This window comes from Streptococcus pluranimalium (assembly GCF_047785705.1).
GTDB classification, from domain to species: Bacteria; Bacillota; Bacilli; order Lactobacillales; family Streptococcaceae; genus Streptococcus; species Streptococcus pluranimalium_A.
In genome coordinates, this window is the sequence record NZ_JBLOJV010000009.1 from 16,938 (window position 1) to 34,955 (window position 18,018).

Sequence of the window (18,018 nt, forward strand, 5' to 3'; positions counted from 1 at the left end):
AATTTCATGAATCCTAATCTATTCAAAAGTGCTGAATTTTATCAACGGCGCTATCATAATTTTGCGACACTCTTAACGATTCCTTTGGTACTGTTATTGGCCTTTCTTCTTCTTTTTTCTCTCTTTGCTAAAAAAGAAGTCACCGTCACCTCAAGAGGGGAAATCACGCCGACAAAAATCATTGCTTCTATCCAATCAACCAGTAATAATCCCATCACCATCAATCATCTGAGCAATAACCAACTCGTCAAAAAAGGGGAGCCAATCATCCAATACGCTGAAATTATGGAAAGCTCCCAAAAGCAAGCGCTAGAAAACCAATTAGCGACTCTTAGCAGGCAAAAAGCTGGACTTGAAACCCTCAAAGCCAGTCTCTCCCAAGGAAAAAATCTCTTTACTGGAGAAGATGAATTTGGCTATATCAATACCTTTAACAACTTTATCTCTCAATCAAAAGACATGGAACTAGGTATCTCCAAAATCAATAGTGAGGTTACTAATCAAGCTGCCATTGCCAGCAATACTGCTGCTATTATTGATACTCAGATTCAGAGTATTGAGCAACAAATCCAAGAATACAAGGAATTAAGTCAGGCTATCTTGCAAAATAAATCCAGCCTATCACAAGGTAACCCCCACCAAAGCACCTTAAACCAATACCTGACTCAATCTAAACAACAACCACATGCCCGATTAGTGAATCAATATCGCTCACAAATCAACCAGAGTATCTCAAGTCTAGAATCTTCTATCGCTAGTCTTAATATCCAACGTTCAGGGACTGGTAGTGTTGCGACTTACGATAACAGCTTGGGAGCAAAAGTGGAAGTGCTCAGAACCCAGTTTTTACAGACAGCCTCTCAGCAACTCACAACTCTTGAAACACAAATCACAGAGCTAACGGCACAACTAGAACAGGCAACTGCTCGACTAGAGAATAATACCATCACGGCTCCTAAAACAGGAATTATTCATCTCAATAGCGAATTTGATGGTAAAACACTCATTCCAAGCGGTAGTGAAATCGCTCAAATTTACCCCGATAGCCATCATACAAAAGAGGTATTGATTACTTACTACGTCACTTCAGACCATGTCTCATTACTCAAAGAAAAGCAGCTAGCACGCCTTAGCTTAGAAAAAGTTGGAAATCAGAGCATAACCATTATTGGGAAGATTCAGTCGATTGATAAGACTGCTACTAAAACAAAAGAAGGAAATCTCTTCAAAATCACTGCCTTGGCTAAGCTACCAGATAAGCATAGCAAGCTCATACAGTACGGTCTCCAAGGCCGAGTAACAAGTATCATTGCCAAAAAAACTTATTTTGATTATTATAAAGATAAGCTATTAGCCAACTACAATTAACCATTTAGGAAAGTTAAATGACCGTTCAGGATTTGAACATCAAAAATCTCCATCTTTCATGTATAATAAACTAAAAATGATATAAAGGAGGCCCTCATATGACCAAGCAAACAAAATCACTCACAACATTCACAGAACTCACTCCTTCAGAACTCCGTCGCATCTCTGGGGGAAATTGGTGGAGCGATTTTATTGGACTTTTTCCTCGGAAAAGAAAGCAAACCGATAGCAATAATAAACATAAAATAGTCTAACATCAAACATTTTGGACCAAGGGAACTAACCCTTGGTCCAAATTTTGTGGCTATTCAGATGGCTGTTTAATTTCTAAGGATTGACAAAACAAGTAAGATTGACTAGTCGTGTTGAGCGATACGTATGGATAACGCTCTAGGAGTTTCATCACATTATATAGACCAACTCCCCTGTTATTACCTTTGGAGCTATGACCGAAGGAATAAACTTTGGAAAGATCAATGGATTCTACCTCAGTCGTATTCTCAATAATGAACATCTGCTTATTATTGACCGTCAACAAAGCGATTGTTACCTTTGGGCTGTCGGCGCTGATAGCAGCCTCTATGGCGTTATCACATAATATCGATACAATCGTGATAAAATCCACCAACTCCATCCCTTCGGGTTGAAACACTTCTGGCACCTCCAAGCTAATTGATATATGATTACCATTAGCCTGTAAAAGCTTTGATGCCAGTAAACTTTTTAAAGCTGAGTTATCAATATTGACTAATCGCCCGATATCATATTTACTAGCACGCAATTGCTTATTTGAATTCTTTAATACTGACTGATAAATGTCTCTTATTTGCTCAATGTCACTATCTTCAATCGCCAAACATAATGTGGTTAACAGATTAGCGTAATCATGCCTAAAACCTTTCACTTCACGATAAAGCTCCTCAACCTGATGACTGTAGTCTTCTAGGTTTTTTAATTGCAAGGCTTGTTGAAAATCAAGCTGAGCTTGTAGCTTTTCTCGTAAATGAAAATCAAGTTGTTTGATGATCCCCATAAAGATAATCAGGTAGGTCACTAGAATTAATTGACGATAATCCATTGTAGGTAATCCTATTTCATACTCTAAATAAGTCAAGGTTTGCATTAGGAGGTAGTAAGCAACCATTAGCCAGTTTGTCAGATAGAGGATACGCTTACTTTCAACTACAAGATTATCTGTCCTTAACTTGACAAAGTCATACTTCAGCCACTTAAAAAAGAAAAAAACAACTGATACCGACAAAAAATTAACGAGAACAAAAGTAGGTGTGTCTTCTATAATTCCTGAGGGCTTACCAAATAAAGGTAAAATAAAATAGGTTACCATACGATAGAAAAGGTCTTCTAACGTAAAGGGTAGTAAACCATAGAAAATCAAAAGAGTCTTGGGCAAGGGCCTCAGAAAAGCAATGGCTAATAGCAAACCATATAAAGGGGTGTCAAAGTAAGTGAAAAATGTATTTGAGAACAACTGATTTAAGGTGGCAAACAAAGCTCCAACTGGTACTCTGAGAAGAATGACTAAGAAGATTGAGCGGGTAGAATAATTTAATCGGTTAATGCCCAAAAAGAGAACAATGAGTAATGTAAATGACATAATCACTTCAATAATATAATCAACAACTGACATGTAGTCTCCTCAATCAATGTATTTTATCAATAGCATCTATAGTTGTTTCTAATTTTTGCCTTGAGATAAAACAGGTGGCACCATTAGGAAAATAGACCAGTTTTGCTTGCCGGTCAACTTTAACAACATTTCTTGGATTAATCACAAATGAACGATGGCAGTGCAAAAGGCGTTTATCTTGTTTCAAAACTTCTGACAAACTTGCTGTAAACTCTAGTCGCTCTGTTTTAGTATAAAGGATAACACGATGAGGTCTATGAGAAGTCTCAATGTAATACACTTCCTTGAATGGATATTGTACTTGGGCATATTTAGACTTAAAATAGAAAGAATCATCCGATACTGGTTTATTATCCTTATTGTGAGTATAAATTAAGGCTGCCTCTATCCGCGATTCAAATGCAGTAGCGCCAAGTTCTTTGTCAATATAATCCAAGGCAGATACCTGGTACCTGAAAGACAAGGGCATGAACTCGGAGTGTGTTGTCACAAAAACAATGCTGGCATAAGGGTCAATCTCTCTAATGTGCTTAGCGACTTTGAGGCCTTTTAGTTCCTCTTTCTTAATTTCAATATCTAAAAAGAATAGCTGATGCTCCCCTTTTTCGTCAATCGCTTGAAGTAGTTGATGAGGTTTTCCTGAAATCTCATATTTTTTCGGAACGATGTTGTGCTTCTCTAAAAGCTTGTCAAGTAATTGCTCGATTCTCGCTTGTTGTTTAAAATCATCTTCTAATACAAAGATATTCATGCTACATTCCTCCTTTGTTAAGCCACTGATGCAGTATATCCTGATAACGATATCTCGAAAAAGCAATGTCGTGTTCTCCTTTTTCGCCAAGAAAAGACACTTTTTTCGAGCATTGACAGCCTTAATTTTTGAACGATTCACTAGACGAGAACGATGACATCTCATAAACTATTCTGGATACATTCCCTCTATAGTTTGTAGCTTTTGTAAACAATCATAAGTTTCTGTCTCAGTCACGATGTGAATATAGTGTGGCTTAGATGGATGCGATATGATATATAGTATATCTGACAGCAGCACTTTCTTTGTTTCACTGTTAACTGTGATAATCATAACGTCCATAGGTATATCCTCCTATAAACACTATAAGCATAAAAGAAAATCATGGTTTCTTCAAATCCTAAATGGTTATCCAAACGTCTTGAATGGTAACCTTTTACCATTTAGGACAGTTAGATGACCATTCAGGAAATAATGCTCACTTGGTCTTTCATAACTGATATAATCACATTATAAAACAATCACAAAAGAAAGGGCATTGCATTATGATTAACATTTTTCCTCATTCCATACTAAGCATCATTGTTGCAGGCATCATCAAATGTTACCTGATCGCCCATCAGGCGCATTCAAACATCAAACTCTCTTTGACTTATTATCCTTATAAATACTACAGTTCTATCACTTATTTTATCATAAAATCACGATTTTTGACATCAGAGCAGATGAGTCATTACTTACGAGAGATACGAACGCATTCAGAGCTAGCCAATATCATCATTATTGGTAACCATATCGACTATGAGGACCTTTTCAAAAATCACTATCGGGTGTTTGGCGTTATTGATACCAGTGACCATAAATCATTAAGATTTATAAGAGATCGCATTCATTTTTACTTGGATGGCCTCTATGGCTTAAAAAAAGAAAGAGACTAAGCATCTGAAAAAATGCCCAATCTCTTACGATTGTTTATTAGGGTTTGATGAGTAACTCTAAAAATAGGTTCATTGACACGCTCTCAAAAAATATCGTCTTTTGAATTAAGATTGATAGGCTTTGCTTGTCTGCTCTCCAATCTTAGTTTCTTGTCTGAATATTAATTCATATGACCTATCATGAATAGCTAGTCAGTGTCTTTAAACAGCGCATAATCCGCTTATATCATATCATTAAAATCCCAAACTTCAGTCCATCCTTGGTAAAACTCTGGCTCATGGCAAACCATGAGAATGGAGCCTTTGTAAGCCTGCAAAGCTCGGCTGAGTTCAGCCTTTGCATCTGCGTCCAAATGATTGGTTGGCTCGTCAAGAATCAACACATTATTGTCACGATTCATAAGCAGACAGAACCGTACTTTGGCTTGTTCACCACCAGATAGCACTTGAATTTGACTCTCGATATGCTTTGATGTTAAGCCACATCTGGCAAGGGCTGCACGAACTTCTGCTTGATTGAGGGCTGGAAAAGCATCCCAGACTGCTTCAAGAGGCGTTTGACGATTACCTCCAGGCACTTCTTGCTCAAAGTAGCCGATTTCTAAAAAATCACCTCTTTCAACAGTGCCTTCAAGCGGCTTAATGTCTCCCAAAAGGCTCTTTAGAAGTGTCGTCTTACCAATACCATTAGCCCCTATAATAGCAACCTTTTGATTGCGCTCAAAGGTCAGGTTCAAGGGATTTCTGGTCAACGGACGGTCATAACCAATCATCAAATCCTTGGTTTGAAAGATAAAACGACTCGGCGTTCGCGATTCCTTGAAATGGAATTCTGGTTTTGGTTTTTCCTTATCAAGTTCAATCAAGTCCATCTTGTCCAGCTTTTTCTGCCGCGACATGGCCATGTTACGGGTTGCCACACGCGCTTTATTGCGTTGGACAAAATCCTGCAAGTCAGCAATTTCCTTTTGTTGGCGTTCGTAAGCAGCTTCTTTTTGCGCTTTTTTCATGGCATGCACTTCCTGGAATTGATAATAATCCCCAGAATAACGCACTAAATCTTGATTTTCCACATGATAGACAATATTGATCACATCATTTAAGAAAGGAATATCATGCGAAATCAGGACAAAAGCATTTTCGTAATTTTGCAAATAACGCTTGAGCCAGTCAATATGCTCAGCATCTAGGTAGTTGGTTGGCTCATCAAGCAAGAGAATATCAGGCTTTTCAAGCAAGAGTTTAGCTAAAAGCACCTTGGTACGTTGTCCCCCAGAAAGCTCTGTCACATCAGAGTCCATCCCAAAATCCATAACACCAAGAGCTCGTGCCACTTCATCAATCTTGGCATCTAAGGTGTAAAAATCACGAGACTCCAAGCGATCCTGCAATTCCCCAACTTCTTCCATAAGAGCATCAACATCTGCCCCATCATCAGCCATAGACAGGTAGATATCATTGATACGAGTTTCTGTTTTAAAAAGGTCATCAAAGGCTGTTCGCAGGACATCACGGACAGTCTGACCAGCAGCAAGAACCGTATGTTGATCCAGATAACCCGCTGTGACATATTTGGACCATTCAATTTTGCCTTCGTCTGGTTGTAAATGCCCTGTCACGATACTCATAAAAGTGGATTTGCCCTCACCATTGGCACCGACAAGACCGATATGCTCACCCTTTAACAGACGAAACGACACATTTTCAAAAATAGCACGGTCACCAAAACCGTGACTAAGGTTTTTAACCTCTAAAATACTCATGATTTTCCTCTTACTATCATTTTTCAATCCTTACTATTATAGCTTATTTAAGCCGAAAAAGAAAACAGCTTACGCCATTTTCAACTACCTGCTTCTCTTGATTAACGTCTCGTTATTAGACCCCCTATCATGCTGTAAAAAAAGGGGATAGGTTTTATCCATCAAAATTGCTCCTAAAGGAGCTGTTATGACAATTCCCAAAACAGCTACGGCTAAAATCAATTGCCCATTTGGTAAACCCACTGACAAGGGTATGGCACCAATCGCTGCTTGAACCGTCGCTTTGGGAAGGTAGGCAATCACAGTAAATAAGCGCTCCTGACGATTAAGATCAGTTCCTAAAAGACTGAGCCAAACCCCAAAACTACGACAAATAAGTGCAATGGCAATCATCAAAACAGCACCAAGTCCCGCTTGTGTCAAATAACCGATATCAACCGCACTTCCTACCAGTACAAATAGTAGCAACTCTGCTGCTACCCAGAGATGCCCAAAGCTAGCAGATAAATTTTGGGATGTTTTAGGATGCCCCTTTATCTTAACAGTCATGGATAAGGCCATGATGGCTAACAAACCTGAAAAAGCCACCCTACCATCTAAGTAATGTTCCAGGGCTAACATCAGAAAAGAAGCTGACAGTAACCCTAAAACCTTCTGAATAAGATTCAGGAGATCATGACGATCAGACCAATTAAAGATCTGCCACACTAAAAATCCAACAAGCCCTCCAACTAACAGTCCAAGTACAATCGATAATGGAATATTTAGGAAAGCTGATAGGTCAATAGCGCCACCTTGAGCCATGCTAAGAAAGGTGGTGAATAACACAATAACAACAATATCATCACAGGATGCCCCTGCCAAAATCAACTGAGGAATACTTTTCTTAGTGCCATATTTTTCTTCTATTAAATGAACCATTCTTGGAACAACAACAGCAGGAGAGACAGCTGCTAAAACTGCTCCCATCAATGCTGCATCAATCTTTGATATCCCAAAAATAAGCGGTGCTACTAAAAAGTAACCAAGCAACTCCAAAGAAGCTGGTAAAAAACTCAGAAAGAAAGCAGGACGTCCAACTTGTCGTAAATCCTTCAGATCTAGAGCTAGACCAGCCTTAATCAAAATAATAACCAGCGCCATCTGACGAAGGGCAGCAGCGTTATCTAAGAAACGAGCAGCAAAACCATTTAGCAGATGCGGTCCCAATAGCATTCCTGCCAGCAACATACCAATCATCCGAGGCAAGCCTAATCGCTGAGCTATCTGTCCTAAGATCAGACCTCCTATAAAAACCAAAGTCAGTGATGTTAACATCATTCCTCCATTTCACCAAAAAAGATGACATCTGCAACACCAAAAGGCATTGCAGGTGTCATCAGCCAAATGAGCAGTTTTAAATAATCCTTAGGAGAAGGTCCTGCCCAATACTGTAGATTATGATAGTATAGTTTTTTGAATTAACTGTGATACGCTTTACTTTTTGATTTCTAGGCTCAGACCTCAAAACCTCATCATGAGGCTTTGAGCTTTTAACTTGCCGTACTCTTATGAGACAAACTCTGTTTGTCTTACCTCCAGCCTCAAACAGTTTAGTAAACGATTTGTGCTATCTGCGTTTCAGCTCCTTGTCTGAAAGTTCATTCATTTGACTCTATTTTCACGCCTTAAGAAAGACCCATAAGGCTAAGTTTTAGCCATTTAAGCATCTGCTGGCGCAAAATGTAATTGACCTCCAGCAAAACTTTCAATACGAGCTAAAGACGTTACTGCCACACCCATCTCTTCAATCAGCTGACGCCCATCTTGGAAAGATTTTTCAATGACAATGCCCACACCAACAACTGTTGAACCAGCCTGCTCAATAATATCAATCAAGCCTTTAGCTGCTTGACCATTGGCCAAGAAATCATCAATAATTAAGACCTTGTCATTGTTATCCAAAAATTTTCCTGCAATAGAAACCGTTGAGGTCACCTGCTTGGTAAAGGAATAAACCTCAGCTGTTAAAATGCCTTCAGTCATAGTGATATTTTTGTGTTTTTTAGCAAAAATCATCGGCACATCAAGCGCCTCTGCCACATAAATTGCAGGCGCAATGCCAGATGCCTCTATCGTGACAACCTTAGTAATGCCAGCTGCTCGATACTTGTCCGCCAAAACTTGTCCCATGTCACGCATCAACTGATAATCTACTTGATGGGTTAAAAATGAATCAACTTTTAAGATATGCTCACCCAAGATGTTACCATCACGTCGAATACGATCTTCCAATAATTTCATGTTTCTCCTTTTGGAAATAGCAGAGCGCTTCAACAATAGAGGGACTAAGTAGAAATGATGAGTGACTATTTAGTTGCACTTATTGTTAGACATTTCGGAGTCTTGTCGAAACGCTGAGCCAATTCTCAGTATAAATAGGTTTTTATTATCCTCGTTTAACATCTCGCTAGAACTTTATAATTCTTTAAATCGCATCGCCGTTCCAGATTGAGTTTTTAACGATGACGTAGTCAACAAATTTCAAGCTCTCAACATCTTTACCACCGGCATAAGAGATTGATGATTGCAGGTCTTGTTGCATCTCGGTCAGGGTGTCTTGAAGGTGTCCTTTGGTTGGAAGAAGGATTTTCTTACCCTCAACATTTTTATGCTCACCTTTTTGGAATTCTGATGCTGAGCCAAAGTATTCTTTAAAGGTTTCACCATCCACTTCAACGGTTTTTCCTGGACTCTCAATGTGTCCAGCAAAGAGCGAGCCAATCATGACCATGCTTGCACCAAAACGAATGGATTTAGCAATGTCACCGTGTGTGCGTATCCCACCATCAGCGATAATCGGCTTACGGGCTGCTTTTGAACACCATCTCAGTGCAGCCAGCTGCCAGCCACCAGTACCAAAACCGGTTTTAACCTTAGTGATACACACCTTCCCAGGTCCGATGCCGACTTTGGTGGCATCAGCACCTGCATTTTCCAACTCACGAACACCTTCTGGTGTTCCAACATTACCAGCGATAACAAAAGTCTCTGGAAGTTCAGCTTTGATATGTTTAATCATTTGAATCACACTATCAGCATGACCATGAGCAATGTCTATCGTGATAAATTCTGGCACATCATCTTTCAATGATTTTACAAAGTCATATTCATAGTCTTTGACACCAACTGAAATGGAAGCTATTAAACCTTGCTCGTGCATGCGTTTGATAAAGGGTTTACGGGCTGCTTCATCAAAACGGTGCATGATATAGAAATAACCACCTTTAGCCAACTGATCCGCAACAGTTTCATCAATAATGGTTTGCATGTTGGCAGGAACAACAGGCATTTTAAAGGTATATTTGCCCAAAGTCACATGCGTATCAGCCTCAGAACGGCTTTTTATGATACATTTATTAGGCACTAGCTGAATATCTTCATAGTCAAAAACCGGTAAATCACTAAACATAATAGTCCTCATTTCTACTGTAAGGCGAAGATGGACACATTAAGCCAGAAAACCAATCCTGATTTTCGGACTTTCTTGCCAAAAACTGACATCTCCGATACAGTTCATAACACTTATAAACGATAATGACCTTCCTATAACCACATCTCTGTAGCATCGCTAGACAGTTTTCTGCCCTTCCTTGTCTTATTCTAAGCCTATCATCTCTTTTTTGCAATGATTTAAGCATTTCTTATTAAGAATATTCGACTTTGCCGAACATTTCTTTGTATGACTATCTCATAATCTCAAACATTGCAGGATTGACGCTCAAATAGTAAAATAAAACTATGTTTAATCCTATCACACTCACTGCCTACTATACTATTTCGACTGAAAAAGACTTTTTTGAGTGGCTAGAGTCAGCCTTTCCTAACCTTTTGACATTAAATCTCTCAAAAACTCCTGTAAACCCTTCTCTAGGAAATTATCTGACCATAACACCTGATTTTCAAGTCTGCCTTCATAGCCCGTTTTTTGAAAAATCATTAGCCATTCCTGATGATTACAAGGATGATGTCCCTTTTATCCTATCTTTAAGCCAGCAATTAACAGCTTACTATCAGTCATTGACCGCTTTTTTAGATGCTCATCCTTTAAAAATCATCTATTATGACCATCAAGGGCGTCAGCTCTATGACAATAAAGGCTTTGATGGCGATTTCTTGACTACTAAAGATAGCATTGAAAACCTAGAAGACTGGATTTTGGAACAAGTCAAGATAAGATCTGATCATCAAGTCACTGTCACTATCCCATCGAGTTTTTTTGATCAAGTATTAGTCCAATATTATCAAGGCTTGTGGAGTCAAGAAGGGCACTTCCAGGGTGTCTTCTCTCAAATTTTGGACTTAAGACCGCTACTTGCCACCTATCTTGAAGAATCTGGACAAGCCCTAGTTGGATGGTCTGACACCACCTCTGGAGCATCCCTATCAAATGGGGTATTTGATGATTAAACAAAGCAAATGGAGTCGAAGCATATAGTCCCCAAAATAGTAAATGAATTCCTTTGGTAAACTGGGGTTTTACATCCTCCTTTTTGTTTTTCTCAGCTTCTTTATGCGCTTTAGCAACTACTCGATTAACATACTGTTGGATCATTTCAGTTACTTCCGCCTGCGTAAAAGTCTTCTCTGCTGCAGCTTCAGGCGTCACCTTCTCTTGAGATACTTCTTCCACTACGTCGTTTTCGACCAAATCTGCCATCGAGGTACTTCCTTGTTAAGAGTCCTATCGGACTATGAAATCTTGCGCAGTTTAGAGCCTTAAGCATGTTTTGGGCATTATAAAAACCGTATCAACTGATACGGTTTAATAAATATCTTGGCGATGACCAATGGCTAAAATTTCAATCACAATCTCATCTTCATAAATATTTGCTAAAATACGATAGTTCCCAACACGGTACCGCCATTCTCCTGAACGATTCGCAGTCAAACCTTTACCATACAGGCGGCGATTATCTGTATCAGCAAGGTTATTGTCAATCCAAAACAAGAAAAAGCATCCAGTTTCTTTAATTGCTTTACAGCTTTTGACGTATAAGTTAGTTTATAACTCATAAAGCAAATTCCGCCGCCATTAAGTCCTCGTGTGAGATTCTAACCCCATCGTCCTCAGCCATAGCTTGGCGTAAAATAGCTAAATCATACTCATCTTCAATAGGCTCTAGCATTGATTGGTGAGCGAAGGCAGATATCGATAGTCCATGAAGCTTGATATAACTCTTGATAAGGTCAGAATTTTCACCATTGATACACAATATCATTGTATTCAATCATTATCAAAATGTCAACTAATCAACAAATATTACCCCATCAACCACATCTAAACTTTCAATGCCTGGACATTATAAAAACCATATGGATTTCAAGACGGTTAAATTATCGGTGCCTAAACCAAGACTTTTTCTTGGTCTTTTTGAGTTCAGCAAGATCACCTTCAATGATTTTCTGTTAGGTTTCCAAATCGTCAAATCGCTTGTTAGTCTCTTCTACATTCTGCGAATTGATTCGTTCAATCCACTTCAAAATATCTCAAAGTTGCTTATTCTAATCAAGCAAGAAGGCAATAGCATCCCCAACAATACGTAGATCGTTCTCAAACTCACAATTCTTCTTAATCTGTTTATTTATAGTCACATCCTTCTAGTTTGAAGTCCAAAAAAGCTTTTAGATTTCACTCTAGGTGCTTAAGAAGTTCATTCGTGATTTGTTCCAACAATTTGGAGAAGATTTGGGTCAATAATAACAAGAACCCTTATAAATAAAGGAGTTTTAGCTATTGATATCCACCTTGAGGGAATCGAACCCCCATCTCAAGAACCGGAATCTTACGTGATATCCATTACACTAAAGGTGGTCAATCCTGGACCTTTAGATCCAAGATGATAAAAAGCTTGCCTAGCAAGCTTTTTTATTACAATTCGATATCGCCAAATAGGTCTGCCATTGAGAAACCTGTCTGTGTTTCTGGCAATTCGTAATCACGTTTTGCTTCACGTTTTGGACGACGTGGGCGTGATTGACGTTTGTCGCTGTTGTTGTCACCTTCAGCTTGCGCTGGACGCTCCTCAAGAGCTTTGATTGAAAGTGATACACGTTCAGCTGACGAATCAACTTCAAGAACTTTAACAGTCACGTCTTGACCTACTGAAAGCACATCTTTAGGATTTTCAACACGTTTGTGTGAAATTTGTGAGATGTGTACAAGGCCATCGATACCTGGAAGAACTTCTACAAAAGCACCGAAGTCTGTTAGACGTTTTACTTTACCGTCAATAACATCACCTTTAGCCAATTTTTGATCAACGCCATCCCATGGTCCAGGTGTTGTTGCCTTAAGTGATAGTGATACACGGCCAGCTTCTTCGTCGATAGAAAGAACTTTAACTTCTACCTCATCACCAACAGATACGACTGATTTTGGTGATACGTTACGCTCATGCGATAACTCAGTCACGTGGACAAGTCCATCAACACCACCAAGGTCAATGAAAGCACCAAAGCTAGTTAAGCGAGCCACTTTACCAGTCACTACTGAACCTTCTGCAATGTTAGAGAAGATTTCTTTACGTGCTTCTGCTGCTTCTGCTTCAACAACGTCACGACGTGACAAGATGAAACGGTTTTCTGCTGGATCAACTTCTTTGATTTTGGCATCAAATTCTTGACCAACAAACTGTTCAGTATTGCGGACAAAACGTGTGTCAATCATTGAGGCAGGAATGAAACCACGAAGGCCTTCAAACTCGACAGAAAGACCACCCTTAACAGCACGTGTTCCTTTGACAGTGACAACTTCGTCTTCACGACCAACTAGTTTGTCCCAAGCCTTGCGAGCTTCTAAACGTTTTTTAGATACAAGGAAAGTTACTGTATCAGTGTCTTTTCCTACTACTTGACGAAGAACAAGTACTTCAAGTGTTTCGCCAGCTTTAACAAGGTCGTTAATCTCTGCATCACGGTCGTTTGTCAATTCACGAAGTGTCAAAACAGCTTCAACACCAGTTCCTTCAATGACAAGGTTTGCTTGACCATTTTCAACAGTTAAAACTTCTGCAGTAACAACGTCACCAGGGTTAACTTCGCTAACACTGTTTAGCAAATCTTCAAATTCATTCATTCTAAAAAATCCTCCAACAAGAATCAGCCTATTCTGACTCTTGATACCAATATATTTTCTCAAGGTAACTCGCAAGGGCACAACTGATCACTAAGATAATTAGGCTTTGCCACATACCATGACTGGGGTAGCTGGATTCGAACCAACGCATGAGGGAGTCAAAGTCCCTTGCCTTACCGCTTGGCTATACCCCAAAGCTGTCTTTTAGACCTCTTTAAACGAAGGAGATATGATTTAAGGTTGTGCCAAATAAAAATCTGGCTTTACCCTATCAAAACTTTCGTTTTTTAGATGATGGAGAGAGAGGGATTCGAACCCCCGAACCCGAAGGAGCGGATTTACAGTCCGCCGCGTTTAGCCACTTCGCTATCTCTCCAAACAACAAAAACTATTCTATCATAGTTTTTGTTAAGCCGCAAGGGTTTTACGCACTTTTAATGATTTAAATTGTAAGTAGCGATGACTCCTTGGACAGCACCATCTAAGGTTTTATGGAATTCGGATACGGATTCTTTAACCACAATAGCAAAGCGATCGTCTATTTCAGCGATGTTACCGATGACTTTCTTACCAGCTTGTAGTTGATAGCCGTCTACTTTTTGATTGTTGACCACGACTGTGGCATCACTGATTTGGATATCAATTTTTTTATCTTTTTTACTCATGTTCATTTTGAACAGCAGTGAGGTTTAGGACCTCAAAACTGTTTTTTCTCCTTATCTTGTTAGACAGTATTTTACCGAAAAACAACAGAGCTTGCAAGCCCCTGTTTAGCAGTCGACTGGAACAATCCAGCCGTCTGGGGCTTCTATGTCACCAAACTGGATGCCGATCAATTCGTCATAGAGAGCTCGAGTCACTGGTCCAACCTCAGTTTCGCTATAAAAGACGTGGAGTTTGCCCTTGTATTGGATGCCACCTATCGGTGAAATTACTGCCGCTGTGCCACAAGCACCTGCTTCGACAAATCGATCAAGCTGATCAATGGGCACATCACCTTCGACAGCCTTTAGACCAAGGCGTGTTTGTGCTAATTCTAGTAGTGAATATTTGGTGATGGATGGGAGAATGGAGGGACTAAGTGGCGTGATAAACTCATTGTCAGCCGTGATTCCAAAGAAGTTTGCTGCTCCTACTTCTTCGATCTTGGTGTGGGTGGCTGGGTCCAGATAAATAACATCTGAAAAACCAGCTTTTTTGGCTTTCATACCTGGTAGAAGGCTGGCAGCGTAGTTACCACCGACTTTTGCTGCACCTGTACCATAAGGCGAAGCTCGGTCAAAGTCTTCTGAAACCACGAAGTTAGTGGGTGCTAAACCACCTTTAAAGTAAGAGCCTACAGGCATGGCAAAGATGGTAAAGATATATTCTTCTGCGGGGCGGATACCAATGCCATCACCAATACCAATTAGAAGCGGACGTAAGTAGAGAGTTCCGCCAGTACCATACGGAGGAACATAGTCTTGATTGGCCTTAACCACAGCCTTGCAGGCCTCTATAAACTTATCGGTAGGCACTTGAGCCATCAAAAGACGGTCCGCTGTTTTTTGAAGACGCTCAGCATTTTTATCAGGACGAAATAGTTGAATCTTGCCCTCTTTGGTACGGTAAGCCTTTAGTCCTTCAAAGGCTTGCTGACCGTAATGAAGGGCAGGAGAACTCTCAGAAATCGCCAAGACAGATGTTTCGGTCAGTTTGCCATCGTCCCATTTGCCATCTTTAAAATATGAAATGTAGCGAAAGGGTAGATTGTGATAGGAAAATCCTAAGTTTTCCCAGTCTAATGTTAGAGTCATCAATAATTCCTCTTTTCTATCAAGTAATCGCCTAGGACAGGCAATACCGAGTTGGTTTCAACGCTCGTTAGTGCGATTACAAGCGTATGTTTGCTGCTAAAACCCCTTGTTCTGAGATGCTTTCTGTCACAAAAGTTCCGTTACTAGTACGTTCTGAAAGGCTTAAGTTTGTCAAATCCACAGACTTGATGTCACCAGTATTTGACATGATGTCAAGGGTAATCGGGCTATTTTCTAAAGGATTGGAGAATAGGTCTAAATCCTCAGAAGTGGCTGCTATAGCATCTATCGCTCCCGCCTGAAAAACTCGGTGGGGCTTGGCTTTTAGTTCACGAAGCACCTGCAAGCCTCGACCAGCACGCTTACTCAAAGGAATATCGGCTGTCTTCATTCGTTTGAGACTACCTCTTTGTGTCAAGAGGTAAAAGCTCGGTGTCTGGTCTAAGAAGGCGCTGACAACCCAGTCCTCATCTTTGAGATTGATGGCTTTGACACCTGCTGCCCTAAGTCCAATAATCGGAACTTCATCAATGGCGAAATGCAAGGCATAGCCTTTATGAGTCACTACCATCATATCCTCACCGTGACTTGGAGCTACCATAACCAGTTTATCGGTAGGTGTTTTTAATTTGGCGAAGGTTATTGACTTGGTGCGATAGGTCCGCCAAGGGGCTAGTTCTTGGCGTTCAAAGCGCTTGATTTGCCCTTCTTGTGTGGCAGCCACATAAATTCCTGAATCAAAATCATCGAGAACCTCTGCATAGAGCAAGTCTTCATCGCTACTTATATTAGTAATGAATTGCGACAAATGCTCGCCAATGTCCTTCCAACGAATGTCTGTTAATTCATGAACAGGACGATAGATGACATTACCTTTATTAGTAAACACGAGCAAGTGCTGGGTGGTCTTGGCCTGCGCATGGAAGATTAACTCATCATCATCACGTTTGCCAAGCTCCTCGAGCGTTGAGGCGTTGAAAGAGCGAGGGCTGGTACGTTTGATATAGCCGCCTCTGGTGACACTGACAACGGTTTCTTCTTCAACAATCAGACTAGCGGTATCGATTTCAATCGCCAATGCCTCTGCCTCTAAATCAGATCGACGAGGATTGCCAAATTGTTTTTTGATCTCACGAAGTTCACGCTTCATGACATTATACATAGTCCTCTCATCACCGATGATAGCCGTCAGTGTGGCAATCAACTCACGCAAGTCTTGTTCCTCAGCTTGAAGGGTCAAAATATCCGTATTAGTCAGACGATAAAGTTGCAAGGTCACGATAGCCTCTGCCTGCTCCTCGGAAAAACCATAAGAGACTTTGAGGTTTTCCTTGGCATCAGCCTTATTTTCAGACGCTCGGATAAGGGCAATCACCTCATCCAAAATCGAAACGACTCGAATCAATCCTTCGACAATATGGAGACGTTTTTCAGCTTTTTCTTTATCAAACTTAGAACGAGCGACAATCACATCACAACGGTGGGCAATGTAGCTGGACAAGATCTTTTTGAGTCCAACTTGTTTTGGCGTGTAATGATCAATGGCCACCATGTTGAAGTTATAATTGACTTGTAAATCTGTGTATTTGAAAAGATAGTTTAAGATGGTTTGCGTATCGGCATCTTTCTTGAGTTCAATAGCAATCCGCAATCCTTCACGGTCAGACTCATCTCGCACTTCAGCAATACCAGGAACTTTATGATTGACCCGGATGTCATCAATCTTTTTAACCAAGACAGCCTTGTTGATCTCATAAGGGATTTCTGTAATGATGATTTGCTCCCTACCACCGCGAAGGGTCTCAACTGCTGTGCGTGAACGGACAACGACACGTCCCTTACCTGTTTCATAGGCCTTACGAATATCATCCTGACCTTGAATAATCGCTCCCGTTGGAAAGTCAGGTCCAGGGAGAAAGGTCATCAATTGATCCAATTTAGCCGACGGATGATCAATCATATAAACCACAGCGTCAATGACTTCTGTTAAATTATGAGGCGGAATGTCTGTGGCGTAACCAGCTGAAATACCTGTTGCGCCATTGACCAAGAGGTTTGGAAAAGCTGCTGGTAGAACGGTTGGCTCTTTTTCGGTATCATCAAAATTCCAAGCCCAAGGAACTGTTTTTTTCTCAATATCAGCAAGAAGATGCCCAGATACTTCGGACAAACGTGCTTCAGTATAACGCATAGCAGCAGGTGGATCACCGTCCATAGAGCCATTATTGCCGTGCATTTCAACGAGGATTTCACGGTTTTTCCAGTCCTGGGACATACGCACCATGGCATCATAAATAGAACTATCACCGTGGGGGTGATAATTACCCATGATATTACCGACTGACTTAGCAGATTTACGGTAGCCTTTCTCGAAAGTATTCCCATCCTTGTGCATGGAATAAAGAATACGACGCTGGACGGGCTTTAGGCCATCACGAATATCTGGTAAGGCCCGCTCTTGAATGATGTATTTGGAGTAGCGACCAAAGCGCTCTCCCATAATGTCCTCAAGGGACATGTTTTGAATATTACTCATAAGATACAAAGGGCGTTAAACAGACAAAGCAAAATAGAAAACCGACCAAAGACACTTGTGTCTAGGAAGTGGTTATTTTTTTGCCACAGTCCGTAGCCCGT

Annotated in this window: 17 protein-coding genes, 3 tRNA genes and 1 pseudogene; 5 read left to right on the forward strand and 16 right to left on the reverse strand. The window is 40.4% G+C overall.

The features are described from left to right. The first annotated feature begins 6 nt into the window (after nt 1-6). A complete protein-coding gene (locus tag ACMZ6Z_RS03810) occupies nt 7-1,368 on the forward strand; it encodes a bacteriocin secretion accessory protein (protein WP_416131285.1) in 1,362 nt (453 codons plus the stop codon). Nucleotides 1,369-1,466: 98 nt separating this feature from the next. Then, complete coding sequence (locus ACMZ6Z_RS03815; protein WP_416131286.1) at nt 1,467-1,622, forward strand: ComC/BlpC family leader-containing pheromone/bacteriocin; 156 nt, start codon at nt 1,467-1,469, stop codon at nt 1,620-1,622. 50 nt (nt 1,623-1,672) lie between these two features. On the opposite strand, the gene ACMZ6Z_RS03820 is transcribed toward ACMZ6Z_RS03815, so the two are convergent. From ACMZ6Z_RS03820 to ACMZ6Z_RS03830, 3 genes are all read right to left on the reverse strand, one after another. Beyond that, complete coding sequence (locus ACMZ6Z_RS03820; protein WP_416131287.1) at nt 1,673-3,016, reverse strand: GHKL domain-containing protein; 1,344 nt, start codon at nt 3,014-3,016, stop codon at nt 1,673-1,675. Nucleotides 3,017-3,029: 13 nt separating this feature from the next. Beyond that, a complete protein-coding gene (locus ACMZ6Z_RS03825) occupies nt 3,030-3,767 on the reverse strand; it encodes a response regulator transcription factor (RefSeq protein ID WP_416131288.1) in 738 nt (245 codons plus the stop codon). Between the two features lie 168 nt (nt 3,768-3,935). After that, on the reverse strand, nt 3,936-4,109 hold the full coding sequence (locus tag ACMZ6Z_RS03830) for a LytTR family transcriptional regulator DNA-binding domain-containing protein (RefSeq protein ID WP_416131289.1): 174 nt from the start codon (nt 4,107-4,109) through the stop codon (nt 3,936-3,938). A gap of 203 nt (nt 4,110-4,312) precedes the next feature. Between ACMZ6Z_RS03830 and ACMZ6Z_RS03835 the strand changes: the two genes are divergently transcribed. Next, nucleotides 4,313-4,705, forward strand: coding sequence for a hypothetical protein (locus ACMZ6Z_RS03835; RefSeq protein WP_416131290.1), 393 nt, complete (start codon nt 4,313-4,315; stop codon nt 4,703-4,705). 221 nt (nt 4,706-4,926) lie between these two features. Here the strand turns inward: ACMZ6Z_RS03835 and ACMZ6Z_RS03840 are convergent, their stop codons facing one another. The 4 genes from ACMZ6Z_RS03840 to guaC all read right to left on the reverse strand — a co-directional run bounded on the left by ACMZ6Z_RS03840 (nt 4,927) and on the right by guaC (nt 9,919). Beyond that, entirely contained in the window at nt 4,927-6,468 is a 1,542-nt protein-coding gene (locus tag ACMZ6Z_RS03840) for an ABC-F family ATP-binding cassette domain-containing protein (protein ID WP_416131291.1), read from the reverse strand. Between the two features lie 84 nt (nt 6,469-6,552). After that, nucleotides 6,553-7,785, reverse strand: coding sequence for a cation:proton antiporter (locus ACMZ6Z_RS03845; protein ID WP_416131292.1), 1,233 nt, complete (start codon nt 7,783-7,785; stop codon nt 6,553-6,555). Nucleotides 7,786-8,169: 384 nt separating this feature from the next. Continuing rightward, nucleotides 8,170-8,751: a xanthine phosphoribosyltransferase gene (locus ACMZ6Z_RS03850; RefSeq protein WP_416131293.1), complete on the reverse strand. Its 582-nt coding sequence runs from the start codon at nt 8,749-8,751 to the stop codon at nt 8,170-8,172. 184 nt (nt 8,752-8,935) lie between these two features. Further along, nucleotides 8,936-9,919 carry a GMP reductase gene (gene guaC / locus ACMZ6Z_RS03855; RefSeq protein ID WP_416131294.1) on the reverse strand — a complete coding sequence of 328 codons (984 nt, stop codon included), beginning with the start codon at nt 9,917-9,919 and terminating at the stop codon, nt 8,936-8,938. Between the two features lie 329 nt (nt 9,920-10,248). Between guaC and ACMZ6Z_RS03860 the strand changes: the two genes are divergently transcribed. Next, a complete protein-coding gene (locus ACMZ6Z_RS03860) occupies nt 10,249-10,917 on the forward strand; it encodes a hypothetical protein (protein ID WP_416131295.1) in 669 nt (222 codons plus the stop codon). 355 nt (nt 10,918-11,272) lie between these two features. On the opposite strand, the pseudogene ACMZ6Z_RS03865 reads toward ACMZ6Z_RS03860, so the two are convergent. Both ACMZ6Z_RS03865 and relB read right to left on the reverse strand, forming a co-directional pair. Further along, nucleotides 11,273-11,523 (reverse strand): annotated as a pseudogene (locus tag ACMZ6Z_RS03865) (type II toxin-antitoxin system RelE family toxin). After that, a complete protein-coding gene (relB, locus tag ACMZ6Z_RS03870; RefSeq protein WP_416131296.1) occupies nt 11,520-11,738 on the reverse strand; it encodes a type II toxin-antitoxin system RelB family antitoxin in 219 nt (72 codons plus the stop codon). Before relB ends, ACMZ6Z_RS03865 begins: the two are co-directional and overlap by 4 nt. 61 nt (nt 11,739-11,799) lie before the next feature. Between relB and ACMZ6Z_RS03875 the strand changes: the two genes are divergently transcribed. Beyond that, on the forward strand, nt 11,800-12,054 hold the full coding sequence (locus tag ACMZ6Z_RS03875; RefSeq protein WP_416131297.1) for a hypothetical protein: 255 nt from the start codon (nt 11,800-11,802) through the stop codon (nt 12,052-12,054). A gap of 196 nt (nt 12,055-12,250) precedes the next feature. Here the strand turns inward: ACMZ6Z_RS03875 and ACMZ6Z_RS03880 are convergent. From ACMZ6Z_RS03880 to parC, 7 genes are all read right to left on the reverse strand, one after another. After that, a tRNA-Arg gene (locus tag ACMZ6Z_RS03880) sits at nt 12,251-12,322 on the reverse strand. Between the two features lie 57 nt (nt 12,323-12,379). Next, complete coding sequence (gene rpsA / locus ACMZ6Z_RS03885) at nt 12,380-13,585, reverse strand: 30S ribosomal protein S1 (RefSeq protein WP_416131298.1); 1,206 nt, start codon at nt 13,583-13,585, stop codon at nt 12,380-12,382. A gap of 122 nt (nt 13,586-13,707) precedes the next feature. Further along, nucleotides 13,708-13,779: transfer RNA gene (locus ACMZ6Z_RS03890), tRNA-Gln, on the reverse strand. 101 nt (nt 13,780-13,880) lie between these two features. Beyond that, nucleotides 13,881-13,961, reverse strand: a tRNA-Tyr gene (locus ACMZ6Z_RS03895). 58 nt (nt 13,962-14,019) lie between these two features. Next, nucleotides 14,020-14,250: a DUF2969 domain-containing protein gene (locus tag ACMZ6Z_RS03900; RefSeq protein WP_416131299.1), complete on the reverse strand. Its 231-nt coding sequence runs from the start codon at nt 14,248-14,250 to the stop codon at nt 14,020-14,022. Between the two features lie 105 nt (nt 14,251-14,355). Further along, nucleotides 14,356-15,381 (reverse strand): branched-chain amino acid aminotransferase, encoded by a 1,026-nt coding sequence (locus ACMZ6Z_RS03905; RefSeq protein ID WP_416131300.1) that lies wholly within the window; start codon nt 15,379-15,381, stop codon nt 14,356-14,358. 76 nt (nt 15,382-15,457) lie between these two features. Further along, complete coding sequence (parC, locus tag ACMZ6Z_RS03910; protein WP_416131301.1) at nt 15,458-17,917, reverse strand: DNA topoisomerase IV subunit A; 2,460 nt, start codon at nt 17,915-17,917, stop codon at nt 15,458-15,460. Nucleotides 17,918-18,018: the final 101 nt, after the last annotated feature.

Bases quoted from the DNA above. Each gene is read 5' to 3' on its own strand.
- ACMZ6Z_RS03835 (WP_416131290.1), top strand. From the start codon at position 4,313: ATGATTAACATTTTTCCTCATTCCATACTAAGCATCATTGTTGCAGGC.
- ACMZ6Z_RS03845 (WP_416131292.1), bottom strand. From the start codon at position 7,785: ATGTTAACATCACTGACTTTGGTTTTTATAGGAGGTCTGATCTTAGGA.
- ACMZ6Z_RS03860 (WP_416131295.1), top strand. From the start codon at position 10,249: ATGTTTAATCCTATCACACTCACTGCCTACTATACTATTTCGACTGAA.
- rpsA (WP_416131298.1), bottom strand. From the start codon at position 13,585: ATGAATGAATTTGAAGATTTGCTAAACAGTGTTAGCGAAGTTAACCCT.
- ACMZ6Z_RS03850 (WP_416131293.1), bottom strand. From the start codon at position 8,751: ATGAAATTATTGGAAGATCGTATTCGACGTGATGGTAACATCTTGGGT.
- ACMZ6Z_RS03875 (WP_416131297.1), top strand. From the start codon at position 11,800: ATGCCTGGACATTATAAAAACCATATGGATTTCAAGACGGTTAAATTA.
- ACMZ6Z_RS03905 (WP_416131300.1), bottom strand. From the start codon at position 15,381: ATGACTCTAACATTAGACTGGGAAAACTTAGGATTTTCCTATCACAAT.
- ACMZ6Z_RS03825 (WP_416131288.1), bottom strand. From the start codon at position 3,767: ATGAATATCTTTGTATTAGAAGATGATTTTAAACAACAAGCGAGAATC.
- ACMZ6Z_RS03815 (WP_416131286.1), top strand. From the start codon at position 1,467: ATGACCAAGCAAACAAAATCACTCACAACATTCACAGAACTCACTCCT.
- parC (WP_416131301.1), bottom strand. From the start codon at position 17,917: ATGAGTAATATTCAAAACATGTCCCTTGAGGACATTATGGGAGAGCGC.
- guaC (WP_416131294.1), bottom strand. From the start codon at position 9,919: ATGTTTAGTGATTTACCGGTTTTTGACTATGAAGATATTCAGCTAGTG.
- ACMZ6Z_RS03830 (WP_416131289.1), bottom strand. From the start codon at position 4,109: ATGGACGTTATGATTATCACAGTTAACAGTGAAACAAAGAAAGTGCTG.
- ACMZ6Z_RS03840 (WP_416131291.1), bottom strand. From the start codon at position 6,468: ATGAGTATTTTAGAGGTTAAAAACCTTAGTCACGGTTTTGGTGACCGT.
- ACMZ6Z_RS03820 (WP_416131287.1), bottom strand. From the start codon at position 3,016: ATGTCAGTTGTTGATTATATTATTGAAGTGATTATGTCATTTACATTA.
- ACMZ6Z_RS03810 (WP_416131285.1), top strand. From the start codon at position 7: ATGAATCCTAATCTATTCAAAAGTGCTGAATTTTATCAACGGCGCTAT.
- ACMZ6Z_RS03900 (WP_416131299.1), bottom strand. From the start codon at position 14,250: ATGAGTAAAAAAGATAAAAAAATTGATATCCAAATCAGTGATGCCACA.